This is a genomic window from Kribbella ginsengisoli, from assembly GCF_039537185.1.
In the GTDB taxonomy this organism is placed as follows: domain Bacteria; phylum Actinomycetota; class Actinomycetes; order Propionibacteriales; family Kribbellaceae; genus Kribbella; species Kribbella koreensis.
Map to the genome: position 1 here is coordinate 131,102 of NZ_BAABAA010000013.1, position 20,700 is coordinate 151,801.

Annotated in this window: 19 protein-coding genes; 5 read left to right on the forward strand and 14 right to left on the reverse strand. The window is 67.9% G+C overall.

Annotated features, from left to right (window positions below; genetic code table 11):
• Nucleotides 1-222 precede the first annotated feature (222 nt).
• The 6 genes from ABD768_RS33780 to ABD768_RS33805 all read right to left on the reverse strand — a co-directional run bounded on the left by ABD768_RS33780 (nt 223) and on the right by ABD768_RS33805 (nt 6,857).
• Nucleotides 223-1,737, reverse strand: a complete 1,515-nt coding sequence (locus tag ABD768_RS33780) for an amino acid permease (RefSeq protein ID WP_344847634.1) — start codon at nt 1,735-1,737, stop codon at nt 223-225.
• 94 nt (nt 1,738-1,831) lie between these two features.
• Nucleotides 1,832-2,548, reverse strand: coding sequence for a FadR/GntR family transcriptional regulator (locus ABD768_RS33785; protein ID WP_344847636.1), 717 nt, complete (start codon nt 2,546-2,548; stop codon nt 1,832-1,834).
• 95 nt (nt 2,549-2,643) lie between these two features.
• Nucleotides 2,644-3,420 (reverse strand): 3-oxoacyl-ACP reductase, encoded by a 777-nt coding sequence (locus ABD768_RS33790; protein WP_343969027.1) that lies wholly within the window; start codon nt 3,418-3,420, stop codon nt 2,644-2,646.
• Nucleotides 3,421-3,437: 17 nt separating this feature from the next.
• Nucleotides 3,438-4,790, reverse strand: a complete 1,353-nt coding sequence (locus ABD768_RS33795) for an aldehyde dehydrogenase family protein (RefSeq protein ID WP_344847639.1) — start codon at nt 4,788-4,790, stop codon at nt 3,438-3,440.
• Nucleotides 4,787-5,512 carry a gamma-glutamyl-gamma-aminobutyrate hydrolase family protein gene (locus ABD768_RS33800; protein WP_344847641.1) on the reverse strand — a complete coding sequence of 242 codons (726 nt, stop codon included), beginning with the start codon at nt 5,510-5,512 and terminating at the stop codon, nt 4,787-4,789. The genes ABD768_RS33795 and ABD768_RS33800 overlap by 4 nt, the downstream gene beginning before the upstream one ends.
• Nucleotides 5,493-6,857, reverse strand: coding sequence for a glutamine synthetase family protein (locus ABD768_RS33805; protein WP_343969030.1), 1,365 nt, complete (start codon nt 6,855-6,857; stop codon nt 5,493-5,495). The genes ABD768_RS33800 and ABD768_RS33805 overlap by 20 nt, the downstream gene beginning before the upstream one ends.
• A gap of 167 nt (nt 6,858-7,024) precedes the next feature.
• Between ABD768_RS33805 and ABD768_RS33810 the strand changes: the two genes are divergently transcribed.
• From ABD768_RS33810 to ABD768_RS33825, 4 genes are all read left to right on the forward strand, one after another.
• Entirely contained in the window at nt 7,025-8,668 is a 1,644-nt protein-coding gene (locus tag ABD768_RS33810; RefSeq protein ID WP_343969032.1) for a hypothetical protein, read from the forward strand.
• 25 nt (nt 8,669-8,693) lie between these two features.
• Entirely contained in the window at nt 8,694-9,644 is a 951-nt protein-coding gene (locus tag ABD768_RS33815; protein WP_344847643.1) for a hypothetical protein, read from the forward strand.
• Between the two features lie 161 nt (nt 9,645-9,805).
• Nucleotides 9,806-10,747 carry a zinc metalloprotease gene (locus tag ABD768_RS33820; RefSeq protein ID WP_343969036.1) on the forward strand — a complete coding sequence of 314 codons (942 nt, stop codon included), beginning with the start codon at nt 9,806-9,808 and terminating at the stop codon, nt 10,745-10,747.
• A 33-nt stretch (nt 10,748-10,780) separates the two neighbouring features.
• Complete coding sequence (locus tag ABD768_RS33825; RefSeq protein WP_343969038.1) at nt 10,781-11,968, forward strand: D-alanyl-D-alanine carboxypeptidase family protein; 1,188 nt, start codon at nt 10,781-10,783, stop codon at nt 11,966-11,968.
• Here ABD768_RS33825 and ABD768_RS33830 read toward each other — a convergent pair.
• The 8 genes from ABD768_RS33830 to ABD768_RS33865 form a co-directional block, all read right to left on the reverse strand.
• Nucleotides 11,965-13,041: a YihY/virulence factor BrkB family protein gene (locus tag ABD768_RS33830; RefSeq protein WP_344847646.1), complete on the reverse strand. Its 1,077-nt coding sequence runs from the start codon at nt 13,039-13,041 to the stop codon at nt 11,965-11,967. The two genes, ABD768_RS33825 and ABD768_RS33830, sit on opposite strands and share 4 nt — an antisense overlap.
• A 28-nt stretch (nt 13,042-13,069) precedes the next feature.
• The gene (locus tag ABD768_RS33835; protein ID WP_343969042.1) at nt 13,070-13,582 is read right to left on the reverse strand and encodes a 2'-5' RNA ligase family protein; all 513 of its coding nucleotides are present in this window, start codon (nt 13,580-13,582) and stop codon (nt 13,070-13,072) included.
• 6 nt (nt 13,583-13,588) lie between these two features.
• A complete protein-coding gene (trpS, locus tag ABD768_RS33840; RefSeq protein WP_343969044.1) occupies nt 13,589-14,653 on the reverse strand; it encodes a tryptophan--tRNA ligase in 1,065 nt (354 codons plus the stop codon).
• Nucleotides 14,654-14,724: 71 nt separating this feature from the next.
• Nucleotides 14,725-15,018 carry a hypothetical protein gene (locus ABD768_RS33845; protein WP_344847649.1) on the reverse strand — a complete coding sequence of 98 codons (294 nt, stop codon included), beginning with the start codon at nt 15,016-15,018 and terminating at the stop codon, nt 14,725-14,727.
• A 231-nt stretch (nt 15,019-15,249) separates the two neighbouring features.
• Nucleotides 15,250-16,140 (reverse strand): carbohydrate ABC transporter permease, encoded by an 891-nt coding sequence (locus ABD768_RS33850; RefSeq protein ID WP_343969048.1) that lies wholly within the window; start codon nt 16,138-16,140, stop codon nt 15,250-15,252.
• Nucleotides 16,137-17,129, reverse strand: a complete 993-nt coding sequence (locus tag ABD768_RS33855; RefSeq protein WP_343969050.1) for a carbohydrate ABC transporter permease — start codon at nt 17,127-17,129, stop codon at nt 16,137-16,139. The genes ABD768_RS33850 and ABD768_RS33855 overlap by 4 nt, the downstream gene beginning before the upstream one ends.
• A gap of 2 nt (nt 17,130-17,131) precedes the next feature.
• Nucleotides 17,132-18,550: an N-acetylglucosamine/diacetylchitobiose ABC transporter substrate-binding protein gene (ngcE, locus tag ABD768_RS33860; protein ID WP_343969052.1), complete on the reverse strand. Its 1,419-nt coding sequence runs from the start codon at nt 18,548-18,550 to the stop codon at nt 17,132-17,134.
• 23 nt (nt 18,551-18,573) lie between these two features.
• Entirely contained in the window at nt 18,574-19,374 is an 801-nt protein-coding gene (locus ABD768_RS33865; RefSeq protein ID WP_343969054.1) for a sugar isomerase domain-containing protein, read from the reverse strand.
• A gap of 257 nt (nt 19,375-19,631) precedes the next feature.
• Here ABD768_RS33865 and ABD768_RS33870 point away from each other — a divergent pair, with 257 nt between their 5' ends.
• Entirely contained in the window at nt 19,632-20,621 is a 990-nt protein-coding gene (locus ABD768_RS33870) for an N-acetylglucosamine kinase (RefSeq protein WP_343969056.1), read from the forward strand.
• Nucleotides 20,622-20,700: the final 79 nt, after the last annotated feature.

Here is a 20,700-nt window from a genome sequence, read left to right on the forward strand (position 1 = left end):
AATTAGCCGAAATCACCCCCTGGCACAGCAGTGCCCCGACACGACTCCGTCACCCCCGACACGCCGCTTCCTGTCCAAGCCCCCCAGTAGCAGGCAGACCCGCCACTAGCGGGCAGACCCGCCAGTAGTGGGCTTGAACACCGAGCGGCGACCTTGAACACGAAATATCTTGTTCAAGGTCGCCGGTGGGTGTTGGAGCCCACCAGAGGTGGGCTTGTGGGGTCAGATGGATTCGAGGTCGCGTTCGATGGCGGCCAGTTCCTCGGCGGTGCCCTGGACCTTGGGGCCGGTGAACCACTTGCGGGCCGAGACCAGCCACCAGATGCCGGCGAAGCCGAGGACGACCAGGACGGCGATCGGGGTGTAGTTGAAGGTGCTCTTGGCGACCGGGCTGACGGTCGGGAGCATGAACAGGATGGTGATGAAGACGACCCAGGCCACCGCGATGATGCCGATCGGCCGGCTCCAGCGGCCCAGGTGCCACGGGCCCGGCTCGAACTTGTCGCCCTTGAGCAGCCGCAGGAAGGTCGGCATCACGTAGGCGATGTAGAGCCCGATGACCGCGATCGAGGTCACCGCGGCGTACGCCGTCGCGTTCCACAGGTACGGCAGGCCGAGCAGGAAGGCGCCGCCGCCGGCCAGCCAGATCGCGTTGGTCGGCGTCCGGGTCTTCGGGTTGATCTTGTGCCAGAACTTCGAGGCCGGCAGCGCGCCGTCGCGGGAGAAGGCGTAGATCATCCGCGAGTTGGCCGTCATCGACGACATCCCGCAGAACAGCTGGGCGCCGACCACGACGAGCAGCAGGATCTTGCCCAGCGAGGCGCCGACCGCGTCGATGAAGATCTGCGCGGGCGGTACGCCGGTGTCGCTGCCGAGCGCACCGTCGTAGCTCTGGATCGCGAACGTCAGGCCGATCAGCAGCACCCAGCCGGCCGCCAGCGAGACCAGGATCGACATCACGATGCCGCGCGGACCCGACCGGGCGGCGTCGTGCGTCTCCTCGGTCATGTGCGCGGACGCGTCGTACCCGGTGAAGGTGTACTGCGCGAGCAGCAGGCCGAGCAGCGCGACGTAGAAGGTCGAGCTCCAGCCGGTGTTGTTGACGAAGTGGCCGAAGACGAAGCCGGCCGACTGGTGGTGGTCGGGTACGAAGGCGAGCACCGCGACGATGAAGACGACGCCGACGATGTGCCACCAGACGCTGATGTCGTTGAGCCGGGCGACCAGCTTCACGCCGACCGAGTTCAGCAGCGCGTGCACGAGCAGGATGCAGCCGAACAGCAGGATCGTGTGCCCCGGCGTCGCACTGAAGCCGAACTGCAGGTCCAGCAACGCGTTCAGGAAGAACGCGGCGCCGAAGTCGATGCCGGCGGTGACGGCGACCTGGCCGAGGAAGTTGAACCAGCCGGTGAACCAGGACCAGGCGGCCCCGTTGGACGGCGCGAGCTTGGCCGACCAGTAGTACAGGCCGCCAGCGGTCGGGAAGCTCGAGCAGACCTCGGCCATCGCCAGCCCGACCAGCAAGGTCATCAGGCCGACGATCGGCCAGCCCCAGACGATCATCACCGGGCCGCCGGTGTTCATCCCGAAGCCGTACAGGGTCAGGCAGCCGGACAGGATCGAGATGATCGTGAACGAGACGGCGAAGTTCGAGAACCCCGACATCGTTCTGGACAGCTCCTGGGCGTAGCCCAGCTGGTGCAGGCGTTTTTCGTCGTCGGTCAGGTCGTTGCTCACGAATGCCTCCCAATGGTCTTCATACAGACCTTTGCGGACCATTGAGACATGCGCCACACCCGCTGTCAAGGAATCAGGTGAGGCTGTTCAGAAATCAGGTCAAGAAGGCGCGCAACAGTGCCGCAGTGCCGGACAGATGCTCCTGCATGGCCTGCCGGGCGGCGGCCGGATCACCGGCCAGGATCGCCGCGACGATCGCCTCGTGCTGGTGGTTGGAGTGCTCCAGATTGACCGCCAGCAAGGGGATCGCGTCGAGCAGCTCGTTCAGCCGCATCCGTACGTCGGCGGTCGCCGACGTCAGCGACGGCGAGCCGCTGACCTCCGCGATCGCCAGGTGCAGACGCGAATCCATCCGCCGGTAGTCGGCCAGCTTGGCGGCCGACGTCTCCGCCAGGCAGCTGCGGAGATGGTCGATCTCCGCCCCGGTGAGGTCGCGGGAGGCTGCCGCTTCGGCTGCTCCGGTCTCCAGGGCGGAGCGGAGTACCAGGGCGTCGTCGACGTCGGCGCCCTGCTCACGGGTGAACGGCTTCGCACTGACGCGCCGTGCCTTGGGCAGGCGCTCGTTGACGAAGGTCCCGCCGTACCGGCCGCGGCGGGACTCGACGTAGCCGGAGTCGGTGAGCGCCTTGATCGCCTCCCGCAGGGTCTCCCGGCTGACGTTCAGCCGGGCCGCCAGGTCGCGCTCGGCGGGCAGCCGCTCCCCCGGCCCGACCACCCCGAGTTTGATTGCCTGCAGCAACCGTTCGACGGTCTCCTCGAACGGGTTCCCGGCCCGTACCGGCCGGAACACCGCCTCGTCCGCGCCTGCCACCCTGCCACCCACTCTCCCCGTAGCTGCCGCCACCCTAGTTCCTTACGTCCGAAGAAGTGGGGTACGTGCCAGACACTTCTTCGGACGTAAGGAATTCAGAGGGGGGTGACGTACGCGCCTGAGATGCCTCCGTCGACGAGGAACGTGTTGGCGGTGATGAAGGACGAGTCGTCGCTGGCCAGGAAGGCGACCGCGGCCGCGATCTCCTCCGGCTCGCCGAACCGGCCCATCGGTACGTGCACCAGGCGGCGGTTGGCCCGCTCCTCGTCCTTGGCGAACAGCTCCTTCAGCAGCGGCGTGTTGACCGGGCCGGGGCACAGCGCGTTGACCCGGATGCCCTGCCGCGCGAACTCGACGCCCAGTTCGCGGCTCATCGCGAGCACGCCGCCCTTCGACGCGGAGTACGAGATCTGCGAGGTGGCGGCGCCCATCACCGCGACGAACGAGGCGGTGTTGATGATGGAGCCCTTGCCCTGGCGCTGCATGTAGGGGATGACGTGCTTGCAGCACAGGTACACCGAGGTCAGGTTGACCTCCTGCACCTTGCGCCAGGCCTCCAGGCCGGTCTCCAGGATCGAGCCGTCCTCGGGCGGCGAGATGCCGGCGTTGTTGAACGCGATGTCGACGCTGCCGTAGGTGTCGAAGGCCTGCTTGAACAGGTTCTCGACATCAGCGTCACTGGTCACGTCGGTCTGCACGAACAAGCCGCCGACTTCGTCCGCGGTCGCCTTGCCGGCGGCAGGGTCGACGTCGCCGACGACCACCTTGGCGCCCTCGGCCGCCAGCCGTCGCACTGATGCCAGGCCGATTCCGCTGGCGCCCCCGGTGACGACCGCGACGCGGCCCTCCAAGCGGTGTGCCTTGACGTCCATTCAGTCCTCCCGATATCTCACGCTGAGATGAAGATGTTCTTGGTCTCGGTGAACGCGTCCAGCGCGTCCGGCCCGAGCTCGCGACCGAGCCCGGATTGCTTGTAGCCGCCGAACGGCGTGGAGTACCGCACCGACGAGTGCGAGTTGACCGACAGGTTGCCTGCCTCCACCCCGCGCCCGACCCGCAGCGCCCGGCCGACGTCCCGGGTCCAGATCGATCCGGACAGCCCGTACTCCGAGTCGTTGGCGATCCGGATCGCATCGGCCTCGTCCTCGAACGGGATCACCGCGACGACCGGGCCGAAGATCTCCTCGCGCGCGGCCCGGTCGCCGGCGTCGACCGTGAGGACGGTCGGCGGGAACCAGTAGCCGGGGCCGCTCGGCGCGCTGCCTCTGAAGGCGACCTGCGAATCGTCCGGCACGTAGCCGGCGACTCGTTCGAGTTGCTGGGCCGAGATGAGCGGACCCATCTCCGTCGCGGGATCGCTGGGGTCGCCGACCTTGACGCCTTGCACGGCAGGCTCGAAGAGCTCCATGAACCGCTCGTACGCCGTCCGCTCGACCAGGATCCGCGACCGCGCGCAGCAGTCCTGCCCGGCGTTGTCGAACACCCCGTACGGCGCCTGCGCGGCCGCCTTGGCCAGATCCGAGTCGGCGAAGACGATGTTCGCCGACTTGCCACCCAGCTCGAGCGTCACCCGCTTCACCTGGTCGGCACACCCCGCCATGATCTGCTTGCCGACCCCGGTCGAGCCGGTGAAGACGACCTTGCGGACGGCCGGATGCGTGACGAACCGTTGACCGACCACCGTTCCGGCGCCGGGCACGATCTCCAGTACTCCCGGCGGGATCCCCGCCTCCAATGCCAGCTCACCGATCCGGATAGCAGTCAATGGCGTCAGCTCGGCCGGCTTGAGGACGACCGTGTTGCCCGCCGCCAGCGCGGGCGCGAAACCCCAGCCGGCGATCGGCATCGGGAAGTTCCACGGCACGATGATCCCGACCACGCCGAGCGGCTCGTGGAACGTGAGGTCGATGCCTCCAGCAACGGGAATCTGCTTGCCGAACAGCCGTTCCGGTGCCGCTGAGTAGTAATTGAGGACATCGCGCACATTGCCGGCTTCCCAGCGGGCGTTGCTGATCGTGTGCCCGGCGTTCTCGACCTCCAGTTGCGCCAGGTTCTCGAGATCGGCCTCGACCGCGTCCGCGAACCTGCGCAGGAGCCGGCCGCGATCGGCGGGCGTCACCGCACGCCAGGTGGTGAAGGCCTCGGCGGCCCGGGCGATCGCGGCGTCGGTGTCCTCGACCGTGGCCAGCTCGATGCTCCGGACGACCTTCTCGGTCGCGGGGTTGATCACGTCGTGCGTCACCGGCGAGTGCTCCTTTTCTTGCCTTCAGCAACGAGTGCGGCGATCAGCCGCAGGTCTTCGGGGTTCTCCTCGGGATGCCACTGGACGCCGACGGCGAAGTCCGAGCCGTCCACCTCGGCCGCCTCGACGGTGCCGTCACCGGCCCGCGCGGTGACCCGGAGGCCGTCGGCGACGCGATCGAGGGCCTGGTGGTGATAGCAGTGCACGGTCGTCTGCTCGCCGAAAATGCTGCCCACCTTGGTATCCGGCTCGATCTTGACCTCGGTCCGGCCGAAGATCGCGGGCGACGGACGGTGCTCGTCATGGGCCACGGCGTCGGGCAGATGCTGCTGCAGGGTGCCGCCGAGCGTCACGTTGAGCATCTGCAGTCCCCGGCAGATCGCGAGCAGCGGCAGGTCCGCGTCGAGGGCCGCCCTGATCAGGATCGCCTCGTGCTCATCGCGACCGGGCCGGGTGTCGACGGTCTCAGGGTGTGGCTCAGCGGCGTACGAGGCAGGATCGACGTCGCAACCACCCGCGATGATCAGGCCGTCCAGCAGGTCGAGGATCGACGCGTCCGTACCGACCGGCGGCAGCAGCACCGGTACGCCGCCCGCCGCGACCACCGAGTCGAGGTAGACGCGCGGCAGCAGCGCTGCGTCGCGGTGCCAGACTCCCCAGATGATCGGCTCGAGGTAGGTGGTGATGCCGATGCGTGGGCGCTCAGAGGCGTTCGAAGCCACGGATCCGCTCCCAGTCGGTCACCGCCGCGTCGTAGGCATCCAGCTCGACCCGGGCCGCGTTGACGTAGTGCTCGACGACCTCGTCGCCGAAGGCCTCGCGGGCGATCTTCGAGCCACCGAAGAGCGCGGCCGCCTCACGCAGGGTCGAGGGGACGTGCGGCTTGTCCGAGGTGTAGGCGTTGCCCTGCAGCATCGGCTCCATCTCGAGCTCGTTCTCGATGCCGTGCAGGCCGGCCGCGATCAGGGCCGCGACGGCGAGGTACGGGTTCACATCGCCGCCTGGCAAGCGGTTCTCGACGCGCAAGGACTCGCCGTGGCCGACCACCCGCAGCGAGCAGGTGCGATTGTCGATGCCCCAGGCAACGGCCGTCGGCGCGAAGCTGCCGGCCACGAACCGCTTGTACGAGTTGATGTTCGGCGCGAGCAGGTAGGTGAACTCCTCCAGGCACGCCAGCTGGCCGGCGATGAACCGCTCCATCAGGTCGGAGAAGCCGTACTCGTTGTCACCCGCGAGGACCGCGGTGCCGTCGTCGGCGCGGAAGCTGAGGTGGATGTGGCAGGAGTTGCCCTCGCGCTCGTCGAACTTCGCCATGAAGGTCAGGCTCTTGCCGTGTTTCGAGGCGATCTCCTTGGCGCCGCTCTTGTAGATCGAGTGGTTGTCGCAGGTCGCCAGCGCCTCGTCGTAGCGGAAGGCGATCTCGTGCTGGCCGAGGTTGCACTCGCCCTTGGCGGACTCGACGTACAGGCCGGCGCCCTCCATCGAGAGGCGGATGTCGCGCAGCAACGGCTCGATCCGGGCGGTGCCGAGCAGGGAGTAGTCGACGTTGTACTGGTTGGCCGGGTCGAGGTCCTTGTAGCCCTTGGTCCAGGCCTGCTCGAAGGTGTCGTTGAAGACGATGAACTCGAGCTCGGTACCGACGTACGCCTTCAGCCCGCGCTCGGCGAGCCGGTCGAGCTGCTTCTTGAGGATCTGCCGGGGCGAGGCGGGCATCGGGGTCTTGTCGAGCCACTGGACGTCGCAGAGCACGAGCGCGGTGCCTTCGAGCCAGGGCAGCAGGCGCAGCGTGGTGAGGTCAGGTGCCATCAGGAGGTCGCCGTAGCCGCGCTCCCACGAGGACATCTCGTAGCCGTCGACGGTGTTCATGTCCACGTCGACGGCCAGCAGGTAGTTACAGCCCTCGGTGCCGTGCGCGAGCACCTCTTCGACGAAGTACCGGGCGCCGCAGCGCTTGCCCTGCAATCGCCCCTGCATGTCGGTGATCGCGACCAGCACGGTATCGATCCGCCCGGCTCCGACCTGGTCCCGGAGTTCCTGCACGGTCAGTCTGCCGGTCTTAGAGCTCACGGTCACTCCCGGAGGGGTCCTATTGGTCTGCTGTCAGTCCATTGACGCAAGCCCGGGCCCGGATGTCAATGTGGGATGTCAAAAGCTGCAACTGTGGAAAACCTCCGTGGCCTGGTCTCGACATCCGGCAAGATGTGCCGGTACAAGTCACGAACGGGGGATCCGGCATGAAGCTGCGGTCGACTGAGGTGGACGGCGTCCCGGTCCTCTGGGCGCCGGGCCAGGGCACGCTGCGGGCCAGTCTGTGGTTCCGCGCGGGCATGGTCGACGAGACGATGCCGACCCGTGGCTGGCTGCACCTGCTCGAACACCTCGCGCTGCACGGGCGGGACTCCATCCGGACGCCCGTCAACGGGCACGTCAGCCTGCTGCACACGAGCTTCGATGTCACGGGCGAGCCTGAGGACGTGGTGGCCTTCCTGCGCGACGTCTGCCGCTGGGTCGGCGCGCCGGACCTCTCGGAGCTCGAGCACGAGCGCCGGGTGCTGCGCGCCGAGGGATCCGGCCGCGGCTTCGGCGAGGTCAGCGGCCACCTGCTCTGGCGGTACGGCGCCCGCGGCCCCGGGTTGGTGGGCGACGACGAGTTCGGTCTCTACACCGCTGACGAGGACCGGCTCCGTGAGCTCGCCGGGCGGGCCTTTGCCCAGGGCAACGCCGTCCTCGCGCTCTCCGGACCGCCACCGGCCGGGCTCGCGTTGCCGCTACCACCAGGCCCGCGGCTCCCCACACCGGTGGCTGTGCCTTGTGACCAGCCGCAGCAGGCGGGTATCGCTGGGCGGCCGAACAAGTTCGCCCTGTCCGGGACGTTGGAGCGGTCGTACGGGGCGACGGCGCTGCAACGGGCGCTGGAGCGCGATCTGCAGCGCGGTCTGCGGCACGACCAGGGCGTCGGCTACAGCGCCTGGTCCTCCTACGAGATGATCGACGCCCATCACGCGCTCGTGACAGCGGGGATGGACGTCGTCCCGGAAGCGGTGCCGGTCGTGGTGGCCGAGGCCACCGCCGTGGTGCGCCGGCTCCGCGACCGGGGTCCCGACCCGACCGAGCTACGCGACGATCTCGCCCTGCACATCCGGCGGATGAGCGAGGAGCCGGCCGAGCGGTGGCTGCCCTTCCTGGCCGCGAGCGACACGTTGCTCGACAGACCCGCGTCGATGAGCGTCGACGAGGTGGCCGCCGAGATCGACGCGACCACCGTCGCGGACGTCCAGCGAGCCGCCTACGACCTCTGGACGGACCTGCTCGTATCGGTGGATCCGGACGGCGCGGGCGACCCTCAGCTGGACTGGCTGGGCGCCGCTCCGGCCCCGCAGGGCAAGCCGAGCGGCCGCTCGTTCCGCTCGATCGACAGCCCGGAGAGCAACGATCTGCTGTTCGTCAGCGAGACCGGGGCCCGGCTCCAGACCGGCAGCCCGTCCGAGGCTAGGTACGACGAGCTGGCCGGAGTGCTCGCCTTCGAGGACGGCGGACGGCGGCTGGTCCGCCAGGACGGCTTCCAGGTGCCGGTCGAGCCGACGCTGTGGCGCAAAGGACGTGAGGCGGTCGCACTGGTCGACGCCGCGGTGCCTGAGGGGCTGCGGATACCGCTGCCTGCCCGGTCGCCTGAGCAGATCCCCTGGAAGCGAGTCAGGCGGATCGACAACTTCAGGAACTGGGTCCAGGCCCCCAAGGTGTGGGTTCCGGCCCTGTGGGTCTGCGTTGTGCTGCCCGGAGTCGTGGCGCTGAGCCTGCCGGGCTTCATCACCAAGATCCTCCTCGTCGGTAGCGCGGTCGGCGTCATCAACTTCGTCAGACAGCAGCGCGGCCAGTGATGACCGATCACGAAGGGATGGGTCGATGAGCCCACTACGGCGGGGCAAGGCCGGGTCAGTCCTCGAGATCGACCCCTGCATGGGCGATCAGCAGGCCCGGTCGCTGCGCGATGCCCTCAGCGCGCAGGACTGGCCGGCGGCTCGGGCAGTCCTGGTGGCTGCCGAGCATCCGGATGACAAGGCGTTCCTGCTCGAGACGTGTGGGGCCGTTCCCGGAGTACAGGACTGGATCGGGCCGCTTGCGGCCGACGATGTGCTGGCCCAGCTGGTCCGCGGTTGCCATGCCGTGGCGTGGGCCTGGCAGGCTCGCGGTAGGTACGGGGCGGAGCACACGGGGCGGGATCGGTTCGCTCTCTTCTTCGAGCGACTCCGGCTGGCCGAGGCCTACCTCTACAACGTCGTCGTGCGAACCCCGGACGACGTGACGGCCTGGGCCTTCCTGGTGCGGACGGCGCGCGGACTGCAGCTTCCGTTGGAGGACGGCGAGTTCCGCTTCGCGCAGGCGATCGAGCGGCATCCCACGAGTCTGAAGGCGCATGCCGAGTGGATGCAGACGCTGTGCAACAAGTGGTCCGGCAGCCACGAGTGGATGCACCAGTTCGCCCGGGACGGCGCGGTCCGCGGTGGAGACGGCAGCATGCTGCACGCCCTCGTCGCGCTGGCTCATCTGGAAGTGATGATCGACCTGAAGGGCGAGAAGCGCACGCAGTACATGGCCCGCGGGGATGTACGGACCGACCTGCTGACGGCCGCCGGACTGTCGATCTGGCACCCCGCAGCCGAGTTTCGGCCGGGCTGGCCGCTGTATCTCAACACCTTTGCGCTCGCCTTCAGCCAGAGCGGCGACCTGCCCTCTGCAGCCAAGGTCTTCGAGCGGCTGGGCGACAACCCCACCGAGTTCCCCTGGGGCTACCTGGGCGGCGACGAGATCAGCTCTTTCACCAAGGCCCGGACGACCGCCTTGGCCGCGCGGTGAGCGGCGAGAGGCTGCGCGCGACAGCGGTCGGGCCGGTGCTCCGGCGCAGTACTGCCGTGGCACCTATCTGACAGGGAACTTCTTTCCAGTTGCCGGGATGACGCTCAAAATCGGCTGATCCGGTCGCCCGCCCCGCGGCCAATGATCCGAGGAGCGCTTCTATGCGATCTCTCATCACCCGCCCCCGCGTACTGGCCGTGATGCTGGCCGGTACCGCACTCGCCTTCAGCCCGCTCGGTGGCCAGGCCACCGCGAAGCTGCCGGCGGACCAGTTGACCAACCCGTGTTTCCAGCCCTCCGAGGGCCCGTCCGCGCGTGGCGGCTTCGGCGCCGACCATCGCGAGCTGTCGGCCGCCGAGCAGAAGGCGATCGACGCGAAGACCGCCCAACTGCTGAAGGCCAAGCAGGCGCGCGGACTCGCGCCGAAGGCCGGCAAGCTGGCGGCCGCCACCGTGCCGGTCTACATCCACGTGATGCGCAGCAGCAGCGGCGCCGGTGACGTCACCGCCACCCAGATCAGCCAGCAGATCGCCGAGCTGAACCAGGACTTCGCCGGTGGCGAGTCGTCCGCCGCGGCGAACACCGGCTTCACCTTCACGCTGGCCGGCACCTACCGGTACAACAACGACACCTGGCACACCGACGGCCAGAGCACCACGTACCGCTCGCAGACCCGCAAGGGCGGCAAGAACGCGCTCAACATCTGGCTGGTCGACTTCTCCTACCTCGGCATCGCGACCTTCCCGTGGGACTACGCGAGCAACCCGAGCATCGACGGCATCCGGGTGCAGTACAGCTCGCTGCCGGGCGGCTCGGCGACCAACTTCAACCTCGGCAAGACCGCCACCCACGAGGCCGGCCACTGGTTCGGGCTCTACCACACCTTCCAGGGTGGCTGCACGAGCACGAACGACTCGGTCTCCGACACGCCGGCCCAGAGCAGCGCCAGCTCCGGCTGCCCGACCGGCCGCAACTCCTGCTCGCTGCCCGGCCTGGACCCGATCCACAACTACATGGACTACTCCTACGACTCCTGCTACAACCAGTTCACCCCGGGTCAGAGCACCCGGATCTCCAACGCGTGGACTGCCTACCGGGCGTGACTCTTGCCCCATCGGGCGTCTAGAGTCTCCGCGATGCGTGTCCTCCTGACGGTCTGCGTCACCGCGGTCGCCTCCACGGCGCTCGCGGTGGCCGGACCTCTTGCTGCGACCGCCGCCGGCCAGGGCCTCAACACCCCGGTCGGCGGCGACCAGCTGACTGCGGAGCCGACGGTTGTCGCCGATGGCGCGACGCCGCCGGCCGTGCAGGCGTCGGCGTACGTGGTCGCAGATGTGGACACCGGCGACGTATTGGCGGCCAAGGCGCCGCATGCCAAGCTACGGCCGGCCAGCACGCTCAAGACGCTCACTGCTCTGGTACTGCTGCCGCGGCTCAACAAGAGCGACCAGGTGATCGGCAGCGACGAGGATGCGTCGATCATCGGGAGCAAGGTCGGGGTCTACCCGGGTCTCCGGTATTCGGTCGATCTGCTGTTCCAGGGGATGTTCCTGGCGTCGGGCAACGACGCTGTTCACGCGCTGGTTTGTCATGACGAGGGTGGCGTGCCGGGGACGATTCAGCGGATGAACAAGAAGGCGGCTGAGATCGGGGCGCTGGACACGCATGTGACCGACCCGACCGGGCTGGACGCCGACGGGCAGTACTCGAGCGCTTACGACCTGGCGCTTTTCGCGCAGGCGGGGTTGAGTCGGCCGGACTTCGCGAAGTACGCGTCGACGAAGTACACGAACTTCCCGCTGGCGAAGAACGGCGGCAGCTACCAGGTCGCCAATCAGAACAAGCTGCTGTTCAACTACGACGGCGCGCTGGGCGTGAAGACCGGCTACACGACGCTGGCGCGGAACACGTTCGTCGGCGCGGCCCGGCGGAACGGGCACACCCTGGTCGTCACGATGATGAACTCGCCGCACGGCATCACCCAGGACGCCTCCAGCCTGCTGGACTGGGCCTTCAAGTCGTACTCCGCGCTGTCTCCGATCGGCACCCTGGTCAAGCCGGTAGCCGCCGCCCCACCCAAGACGGCCAGTACCACCCAGGGCGAGGGCCCCAACACCTCCAAGAAGGCCTCAGCCCTACCGCCCCTGCGCATCCGCACCGCGCGGGTCTCCAACGCACTGGTCCACTCAGCGGCCTACAAGGTCCCGGTGTGGGCCTGGGCCGCCCCACCCATCCTCCTGCTCCCCCTGTTCCTCCGCCGCCCCCGAGCCCTACGGGCCAAGGCAAAAACAGCCGCTAAAGCAAGACGCGCTCGGCAGGGCTAGCGCTTCAACGAGCGGGTGGCTCTGGCTAGTTGGACGGCTATGGCTGTGGCGGTTACGCCCAGGACGGCGCCGGCGGCTACTGCGACTGTGTCGGCCTTGCGGGCTGGGATGGGGACTACCTTGTAGCGCTTGCCGGGTGGGCCTGGGAGGAGGCCGACGTCGGCTGCTGGGATCTGGGTGGGGATCAGTTGCTCGGCCTCGGCTTCGACCTCGATGGCGTGCGGGTGGGCGTCGAGGGTGGCTTCCTTGGTCCAGGCGGCGATCAGCATGATCACCCGGGTCATCAGGTAGATCCACACCAGCAGCGCCAACGGGAGAGCCAAGGTCCCGTACGCCGCGTTGTTGCCGATCACGTTCTTGACGTAGGAGTTGCCCAGCCGCTGGGCCAGGTAGAAGACGATGCCACCGGCCAGCGCCGCGATCAGCATCACCTTGCGCGGCAGGATGATCCGCGGCAGCGCGGTCTGCAGGTACAGGAACAGCACCGAGCCGGCCGCGATGCCGACGACGATGCTGATCAGCTGGATGCCCCAGCCGGCCAGCCAGGTGCCGTCCAGGTCGAGCGCGTCGACGATCTTGTTCGACAGGCCGACCAGCAGCGACGAGGCGCCGGTGGCGATCAGGCCGATCACGCCGAGCCCGATCAGCGCGCCGAGATCGGTCAGCTTCAGCTTGACCGGGTTGCCCGGCTGATCGTCGAGCTCGTGCATCGAGCGGATCGAGGCGCGCAGCGAGTCGATCCAGCCCAGCCCGGTCAGCAGCAGCGACGCGCCCGAGATCAACCCGATCGTGCCCGCGTTGCTGATCAGCGAGTCCAGGTCGATCTGGTCGCCGATCCCGGGCAGGTTGGTCCGGATCGCGTCCTTCAGATCGCTGACCGCCTTGGCGTTCAGGAACTTCCCGGTCACCGCGGCCGCCAGCACGATCAGCGGGAACATCGACAGGAAGCCGAAGAAACTCGTTGCCCCCGCCAACCGGTTGCCGCGCCGATCGCCGTACCGTTTCCAGGCGCGCCACAACTGCGTCCGGCTGAAGCGTGCCCAGACTGCCTTGGCCCGATCCTTGATCCCCATGCGACTCCTGTACCCCTGGTAAGGAGTCCTACCCTGCCAGCGGGAACGACCGCTGCGGCCGCCACACGCCGTCGGCGCCGTGCTCGTACCGGCTGAAGGCCGCCACGTCGAAGGCCACGTCGTACTCCGAGAGCGCGTCGTACGCGCGGTCCAGCGCGTCCTTGTCCAGATCGTGGGCCACCGTCACGTGCGGGTGGTACGGGAACCGCAGCGCGACCTCCAGCGGGCCGGAGCGCACCTGCGACTGCAGCACCTCGCAGGACGAGATCCCCTCCGCCAGCGGGACGAACACCACCGGCGAGATCGGCCGGAAGGTCGCCGTACCGCGCAGCCGGATCCGGAAGCTCGGGAACCGGGCCGCCACCGCCAGCAGGTGCTCGTCGACCATCGCCAGGTCCTCGTCGGCCACCTCGGTCGGCGGCATCAACGTGACATGGGTCGGGATCGAGGCCGCCATCGGGTCGCCGAACTCGGCCCGGTACTTCTGCAGCTCGGTACCGTACGGTTCGGCGATCGGGATCGCCACACCGATCGTCGCCATCCGGGACTACCGGCCCTGCACTGGGCCGGGCACGAAGCCGAGCCGGTCGTAGACGCGCTGCAGGGTCGGCTCGGTGACGGCGCGGGCGCGCTCCGCCCCGGCGGCCAGGATCGCGTCCAGCTGCGCCTTGTCGTCCAGGTACTCCAGCGTCTTCTCCCGGAACGGGGTGACGAACTCGACCACCTGCTCGGCCAGGTCCTTCTTGAAGTCGCCGTAGCCGCGGCCGGCGTACTCGTCCTCGAGCTCGCTGATCTTCTTGCCGCTGAGCGCTGAGTAGATGGTCAGCAGGTTGGCCACGCCGGCCTTGTTCTCCGGGTCGAAGACGACGTCGCGGCCGGAGTCGGTGACGGCGGAGCGGATCTTCTTCGCGCTCACCTTGGGGTCGTCGAGCAGCTCGATGATGCCGGCCGGCGAGGACGCCGACTTGCTCATCTTCGCGGTCGGCTCCTGCAGGTCGGAGATCTTCGCGGTCTCCTTGACGATGTACGGCTCGGGCAGCCGGAAGGTCTTGCCGAACCGGTGGTTGAAGCGCTGCGCCAGGTCGCGGGTCAGCTCCAGGTGCTGGCGCTGGTCCTCGCCGACCGGGACCCGGTCGGCCTGGTAGATCAGGATGTCCGCGGCCTGCAGGATCGGGTAGGTGAACAGCCCGACGGTGGCCCGGTCCGCGCCGCCCTTGGCGGACTTGTCCTTGAACTGGGTCATCCGGCTGGCCTCGCCGAAGCCGGTGATGCAGCCGAGCACCCAGCCCAGCTGGGCGTGCTCGGGCACGTGCGACTGGACGAACAGGGTCGACCGCTCCGGATCGATGCCGGCGGCCAGCAGCTGGGCCGCCGAGCGGCGGGTCCGCTCGCGCAGGATCTTCGGGTCGTACTCGACCGTGATCGCGTGCAGGTCGACGACGCAGTAGAACGCGTCGTGGTCCTCCTGCAGCGCCACCCACTGGCGGACCGCGCCCAGGTAGTTGCCGAAGTGGAAGGAATCCGCGGTCGGCTGGATACCGGAGAGGACGCGCGGGCGTCGCTCGGATCCGGCGGCCTGCACAGGGGTGTCCCCAGGGACGGCTGCTGACATGGGCCCGATTCTGCCAGCGCCCGGGCTCTCTTCCACACCCGGGCGGGTTTCACTTCGTCATAACGTCGGAATTATGTGGTCGCCGGGTTGCCGTCGACGGCCCTGGTGAGCCTGGGCACCAGCTGGTCCAGCACCGTCGGCAGGCTCAGGATCGAGACGAAGCTGCTGGCGCTGTACAGGTCGTCGTCGTAGTTCTCCTCGATGTAGACCCCTCGGCCCTGCTTGGCCACGCCGAGGGCCTTGTAGACCGGGTCAGCGAGCAGTTTGTCGAGATCGGACGGCAGGGTGAAGCCCAGGCCGGTCAGCAGCCGCGAGCGCGGGTCCTGGCTGCCGTAGATGAAGTACCCCTCGTACGGCGAGGCCATGATCGCCGTCTTGCCCTTGAACCGGCTTGTCCCCGAACCACTCGGTCGTCGCCACCGGCGTCACCCCGAGGGCGAGCAGCGCGTCCTGCTCCACCAGCCCGACCACGACGACCCGCTTGGGCGCCGCCTTGATCTCCGCGGTCCCGAACTTGTTCTCGATCGACACCGGAAACGCGCCGGCCTCCGAACCCGCAGGGGGTCCGGAGGCGGTGTCGTCCTGGTCACTCCTGACTACTTCACGCTCCCCTGCGTGACGGAGACCTGCAGCTGACGCTGGAAGATGATGTAGACGACCAGCACCGGCGCCACCGTGATCACCACGGCCGCGAACAGGGCGCCGAAGTCGACCGCGTAGCCGGCCTGCGACGCGAACGACGCCATGCCCTGGGAGAGCACGTAGTTCTTCGAGTCGGTGTTCAGCGCGACCGGCAGCAGGAACTGGTTCCACAACCCGAGGAAGTTGAAGATGGCCACCGAGGCCATCCCCGGCCGGGCCATCGGCAGCATCACCGAGAAGAAGGTGCGCCACTCGCCGGCGCCGTCGATCTGGGCCGCCTCGTAGACCTCGCCCGGCAGTGCCTTGAAGAAGCTGTGCAGGAAGAAGACGGTGAACGGCAGCGCGAACGCGACGTAGGTGATGATCAACCCGGGCAGGGTGTTCAGCAGCGACAGGTTCTTCAGCACGAAGAACAGCGGCACGATCGCCAGGAAGACCGGGAAGGTCAGACCGGCCAGCATGCTGTAGTAGATCAGCCGGTTGCCGCGGAACGAGAACCTGGCCAGCACGTACGCGCACATGGCGCCCAGGATCATCACCAGGACCAGCGCGGAGGCCACCACGATCACCGTGTTGGTGAAGTAGCGGCCGATACCGGCCGTCGTCCAGGCAGTGGCGTAGTTGCCGAACCGCAGCTTGCCCGGCAGCGCCAGCGGGTTGCCCAGCACCTCCTGCGTCGACTTGAACGAGGACAGCACGGTCCACACCAGCGGCAGGATCACCAGCAGCGACCACAGAATCAGTGCGATGTGTGCGGTGGTGGCAACTCCCCGGCCTTCCCGGGCCCGCTTCTGCGGCGCTCGGGACGCGGACACGACGGCCCGGTCGGCGGTGGTTGTCGTCATCGGCGTACCTTCCGTTCACGTCCGCCGGTCAGGGTGTTCACCGTGAAGACCAAGAGCGCGAACAGCATCGTCACGGCGGCCAGGACCACGCCCATCGCCGTCGAGTAACCGAACTGCCCCTTGGCGAAGGCCGTGGTGAACAGTTGCTGGGGCATCACGAGGGTCGAGTTCTGCGGACCACCGCCGGGGTTCAGCGCCTGCATGTAGACGAACGCGTCCAGCGCGGCGATGCCCAGATAGATGTACGCCGTCTGCACGTTGTCGCGGATCAGCGGCAGGGTCAGCGAGATCGCCGTCCGGAACCGGCCGGCGCCGTCGATCCGGGCCGCCTCGAACACCTCGGGGTCGATCCCCCGGATGGCGGCGATGAACAGCACCATGTAGAAGCCGACGAAGCCCCAGATCATCACGAACATCGAGGCCGGCATCGCGGTCCGGGCGTCACCGAGCCACGCGTAGTCAGCGGCCCCGTGCAGCCCGATCTTCGACAGCACCGCGTCCAGGATGCCCGTACTCGGGGTGAACACCTGGGCCCAGATCAGGCCGATCACGATCGCCGGGATCACGTACGGGAAGAACGAGACGATCCGGTAGAAACCGGAGTTCTTCAGCCCGCGGACGGTTCCGGTGCCCGAGCCGCCGATGGTCACCAAGGTGGCGAGCGTCAGGGCCAGCACGATCGTCACGATCGGCACCACGATCGCCAGCTCGACGTTGTTGCGGACGGCCTTCAGGAAGATGTCGTCGTGGAACAGCTTGACGTAGTTGTCGAAGCCGACGAAGTTCATCTTCGAGCTGAAGCCGGACCAGTCGGTCAGCGAGTACCACAGCGCCTGGACGAACGGCGAGACCACGAAGATCACGAAGACCGCCAGCGGCAGGCCGAGGAACACGACCATGAAGCTGACCCGGTCGAAGGTCAGCGGGCGGCGGCGCCGCCGGACGGCGGGCCGCTGAGGCCCGCCGTCCGGCACAACATTTGGCGTCACGGTCACTTCGTGACCGGGATCTTCTTGACGGAACTGTCGTTCCTCACCTTGTCGGTGATCTGCTGCAGGCCCTTGGTCAGGCCGGCCGCGTCGGTCTGACCCGACAGGAACGAGTTCCAGACGACCAGCTGGTCGGTGTTCATGCCGTACAGACCGAAGACCTGGTAGTCGAAGATGTTGGTGCCGGCGGCATCCAGCATCGCGGTCTGCGACTGCAGCGCGGTCGAGCCGAAACCGTCGGCGGGCACCAGGCCCTTGACGATGGTCGGCGCGAGCCGGGTCTTGGCGAAGTTGGTCGCCGCCTCCTTGGACAGCATGGCCCGCAGGAGCTCCTTGCCGCCGGCAACGTTCTTGCCCTTCGACGGGACCACGAACGGCTCGCCGGCCGCGCTGCGCAGCGACTCGTACGGCAGCTTCGGGCTCTCGGTCAGGGTCGGCTCCGGGATGCCCTTCATCTGGAACCCGGACTTGGTGGCCTTCTTCATCTCGTTCTCGATCCACGAGCCCGAGGGGTAGAGGATGGCCTGCTGGTCGTTGCTCCACTTCGCCTGCGCGGCGGTGAACTGGGTACCGGCGCCACCGGGCACGAAGTACCCGTTCTTCACCATCTTCTCCAGGGCCGCGAAGATGCCCTGGAACTGCGGCATCGACCAGCAGTTCTCCTTCAGGTTCTCCAGCGCCAGCCGGACCTCGTCGCCACCCTCCTTGATGGCGCCGTCGACGGCCATCGTGTGGTAGTAGGTGGCGGCTTCCTTGCCCCAGACGAACAGGTACTTGCCCTTGGCCTTGGCCTTGGCGCCCAGGTCGAGCAGGGCGTCGTAGGTCTTCGGCGGCTCCCAGCCGTTCTCCTTGAACAGGCTGTCGGAGTACCACAGGCCGTACAGGGTCAGCACGTAGTTCATCGCGACGAACTTGCCGTCGAAGGTGCCGGGGATCTTCGCACCCGGGTACAGGGTGTCGGCGATCTTGGTGCCCTCGTAGTTGTTCGCCTCGAAGACGTCGTCCAGCGTCGCCAGCTGGTCCAGGATCGTGTTGAAGCCGATCTGGTTCGCGCCGGAGTTGTCGATCAGGTCCGGCGGGTTGCCACCGACGAAGCGCGGCTGCAGCTGCTGGGCGATCTGGGTGGACGGCGCGACCTTGAACGTCGAGCCGGCGAACTTCTTCTGCGCGATGTCGGCCGCGAACGTCACGTAGTCGAAGCCGTAACCGCCGTTGAAGATGACCGCGTCGACAGTGGCCTTGTCGGCCATACCGAACGGGTTGTCCGCGGTCTTGTCCGCGCCGCCACCGCTTGAACCGCTGTCGTCGCTGCCGCTACTGGCGCAGGCTGCCAGGAGCGTGCTGCCGCCGGTGGCCAGCAGGGTGCCGACCGCCGCGCGCTGCAGGAACAGCCGCCGCGACAGGTTGTTGGGAGTGGTCATTGGTCCCGCCTTCCGAGAGTGTTTCAAGCAGTACGACGGATCCGGCCGGCGTACTGTGCTTCAAGGGCGTGGTTGTGGTCGTCGCCGCCCGGGATGTTCGCGGACAGGTAGACCGGAGGCTTCTCGCCGGCCTCGGTCAGCCGGCGCAGAACCTCCGCGACCAGCATCTGCGCAATCAGGGCCGCGGTGATGGAAGACACGGCGCAAACCTTGCCCCCATCGGGTAGATCGAGTACGGAGTCGCCGTACGGGGCGTGGTTGTCGAGCACCACGTCGGCGAAGTCGATCAACTTCTTGCCCGACGGGTGCCGCGAGTCGACCCCACTGGTGTGCTGCAGCGAGGTGATCGCGATCAGGGGGTGGCCCTGCTCCTTCACCACCGAGGCGAGCTCGACGATCGAGCCGTTCACGCCGGAGTTGGAAGCGATCACGAACACGTCGCCCGATCGGGCCGCGGACAGTTCGTAGAGCTTCCGGGAGTACTGCGGGTCGCGCTCCAGCTCGGCGCTGCGGAGCAGCTCCGGCGGTTCGCCACCGAGCAGGACCAGATCGCGCAGGGCGATCCGGTTGGTCGCGATCAGGCCACCGGCGCGGCCGGCGATCTCCATCGCGAGCGCCTCGGAGTGACCCGAGCCGAAGGCCTGGATGACGCCGTTCGCGCGCAAGGAGGTGGTGAACAGGTCGGCCGCCTGCTGGATCGGGCCGTCGATCTGCGTGGTCACGGCGGCCATGATCGGAGTGAGCGCGTGAACAAAGGCCTGCGCGCTCAAACCACCCTCAATACCGCCTGCGGCATGCCTGCTGCCGTCTGCCGTGCTGGCCATCAGCGGCCCCACCCCTCGACTAAATTGATCGCCGCGACACACCTGATGCCGACAAGTGCGCAAGTTTGCGGTTTGCTGGACAGAACTTTTCTCACCTGGCAGCTAAAGTCAAGGCTCATCTCACTCTTCCTCCCAGATCGGGACCGTTGCGTGACCTTGTCTGTTGTTGTTCACGACTAGACTCTTTCGAGCAGTTTGGAGCATTGCTTATGTCGGTCGAACGCCCACTCGCGCAACCAAAGGAATCAGTGGTCTTGATGCCAGCATCCACACTGGTCCTGGGCGGCGACCTCGGCGGCACCTCCACCCGGATCGTGATCGCGGACCATGAGGGCAACGTAGTAGGCCGCGGGGCCGCGGCCGGCGGAAATCCGACCAGCCACCCGGCGACCGCCGCGGCCAACTTCGGCCAGGCCGTTCACGCCGCCCTGGAGGGCATCGATCCGGCTGCCGTCAAGGCCGCCGTGATCGGTACGGCCGGCGGCTCGGCCCTCGGCCGGCCGGATGTGAAGGCACAATTCGACGCCGCCTGGGCCGGCGCCGGACTGACGGTGATCCCGCGGTTCATCGGCGATCTCGAGGTCGCCTTCGCCTCCGGTACGCCGGAGCCGGACGGCACCGTGCTGATCGCGGGCACCGGCAGCAACACCGGTCTGGTCCGCGATCACGAACTGGTCCGGACCGCCGGCGGCCACGGCTGGCTGCTCGGCGACGACGGCTCGGGCTTCTGGCTCGGCCGGGAGGCAATGCGCAGTGTGCTGCGCGCCATCGATCTGGGCGAGCCGCTCGGCGTGCTCGGCGAGGCGGTCGTCGAGGCCGTCCTGCCGGACCGCGATCCAACCACCAGCGCGGAGCGTGAGGGCTACGATCTGCTCCGTGACGACCTGATTCGCACGGTGAACGCCCGTCCACCCGTGCTGCTGGCCGAGCTGGCCCGGCCGGTCGTGGCGGCGTACGAGCAGAACGACAAGACCGCCCACGCCTTGGTGAAACGCGCAGCCGAACTGCTCATAGAAACGGTCAGCCGGCTGTGGACAACGTCGGACAACGGCCCGCTGGTGCTGGCCGGCAGTGTCGCCGGTGAATCGTCGCCGGTCGGCCGGTTACTGCGGCAAAGCATTCACGACCACTTCGACGGCGAGGTGCTGACCGCGCACGACGGCGTCGGCGGCGCGACCTGGCTCGCGCTCGGCGTCCTCGACCCCGCTTTGGCGACCAACGACAACCACGCTCGGCTCGTCAGCTGAAGAATCCAGTACTACGGCCCGGTGGCTGTACATCTTCTGCCCCCACCCCAACCACCCCGGTCAGGCACGTCACCGGGCC

Excerpts from the sequence above, each read along its gene's own strand:
- ABD768_RS33790 (WP_343969027.1), bottom strand. The coding sequence starts at position 3,420 with ATGGACGTCAAGGCACACCGCTTGGAGGGCCGCGTCGCGGTCGTCACC.
- ABD768_RS33810 (WP_343969032.1), top strand. The coding sequence starts at position 7,025 with ATGAAGCTGCGGTCGACTGAGGTGGACGGCGTCCCGGTCCTCTGGGCG.
- ABD768_RS33815 (WP_344847643.1), top strand. The coding sequence starts at position 8,694 with ATGAGCCCACTACGGCGGGGCAAGGCCGGGTCAGTCCTCGAGATCGAC.
- ABD768_RS33820 (WP_343969036.1), top strand. The coding sequence starts at position 9,806 with ATGCGATCTCTCATCACCCGCCCCCGCGTACTGGCCGTGATGCTGGCC.
- ABD768_RS33825 (WP_343969038.1), top strand. The coding sequence starts at position 10,781 with ATGCGTGTCCTCCTGACGGTCTGCGTCACCGCGGTCGCCTCCACGGCG.
- ABD768_RS33830 (WP_344847646.1), bottom strand. The coding sequence starts at position 13,041 with ATGGGGATCAAGGATCGGGCCAAGGCAGTCTGGGCACGCTTCAGCCGG.
- ABD768_RS33835 (WP_343969042.1), bottom strand. The coding sequence starts at position 13,582 with ATGGCGACGATCGGTGTGGCGATCCCGATCGCCGAACCGTACGGTACC.
- trpS (WP_343969044.1), bottom strand. The coding sequence starts at position 14,653 with ATGTCAGCAGCCGTCCCTGGGGACACCCCTGTGCAGGCCGCCGGATCC.
- ABD768_RS33845 (WP_344847649.1), bottom strand. The coding sequence starts at position 15,018 with ATGGCCTCGCCGTACGAGGGGTACTTCATCTACGGCAGCCAGGACCCG.
- ABD768_RS33850 (WP_343969048.1), bottom strand. The coding sequence starts at position 16,140 with ATGACGACAACCACCGCCGACCGGGCCGTCGTGTCCGCGTCCCGAGCG.
- ngcE (WP_343969052.1), bottom strand. The coding sequence starts at position 18,550 with ATGACCACTCCCAACAACCTGTCGCGGCGGCTGTTCCTGCAGCGCGCG.
- ABD768_RS33865 (WP_343969054.1), bottom strand. The coding sequence starts at position 19,374 with ATGGCCAGCACGGCAGACGGCAGCAGGCATGCCGCAGGCGGTATTGAG.
- ABD768_RS33870 (WP_343969056.1), top strand. The coding sequence starts at position 19,632 with ATGCCAGCATCCACACTGGTCCTGGGCGGCGACCTCGGCGGCACCTCC.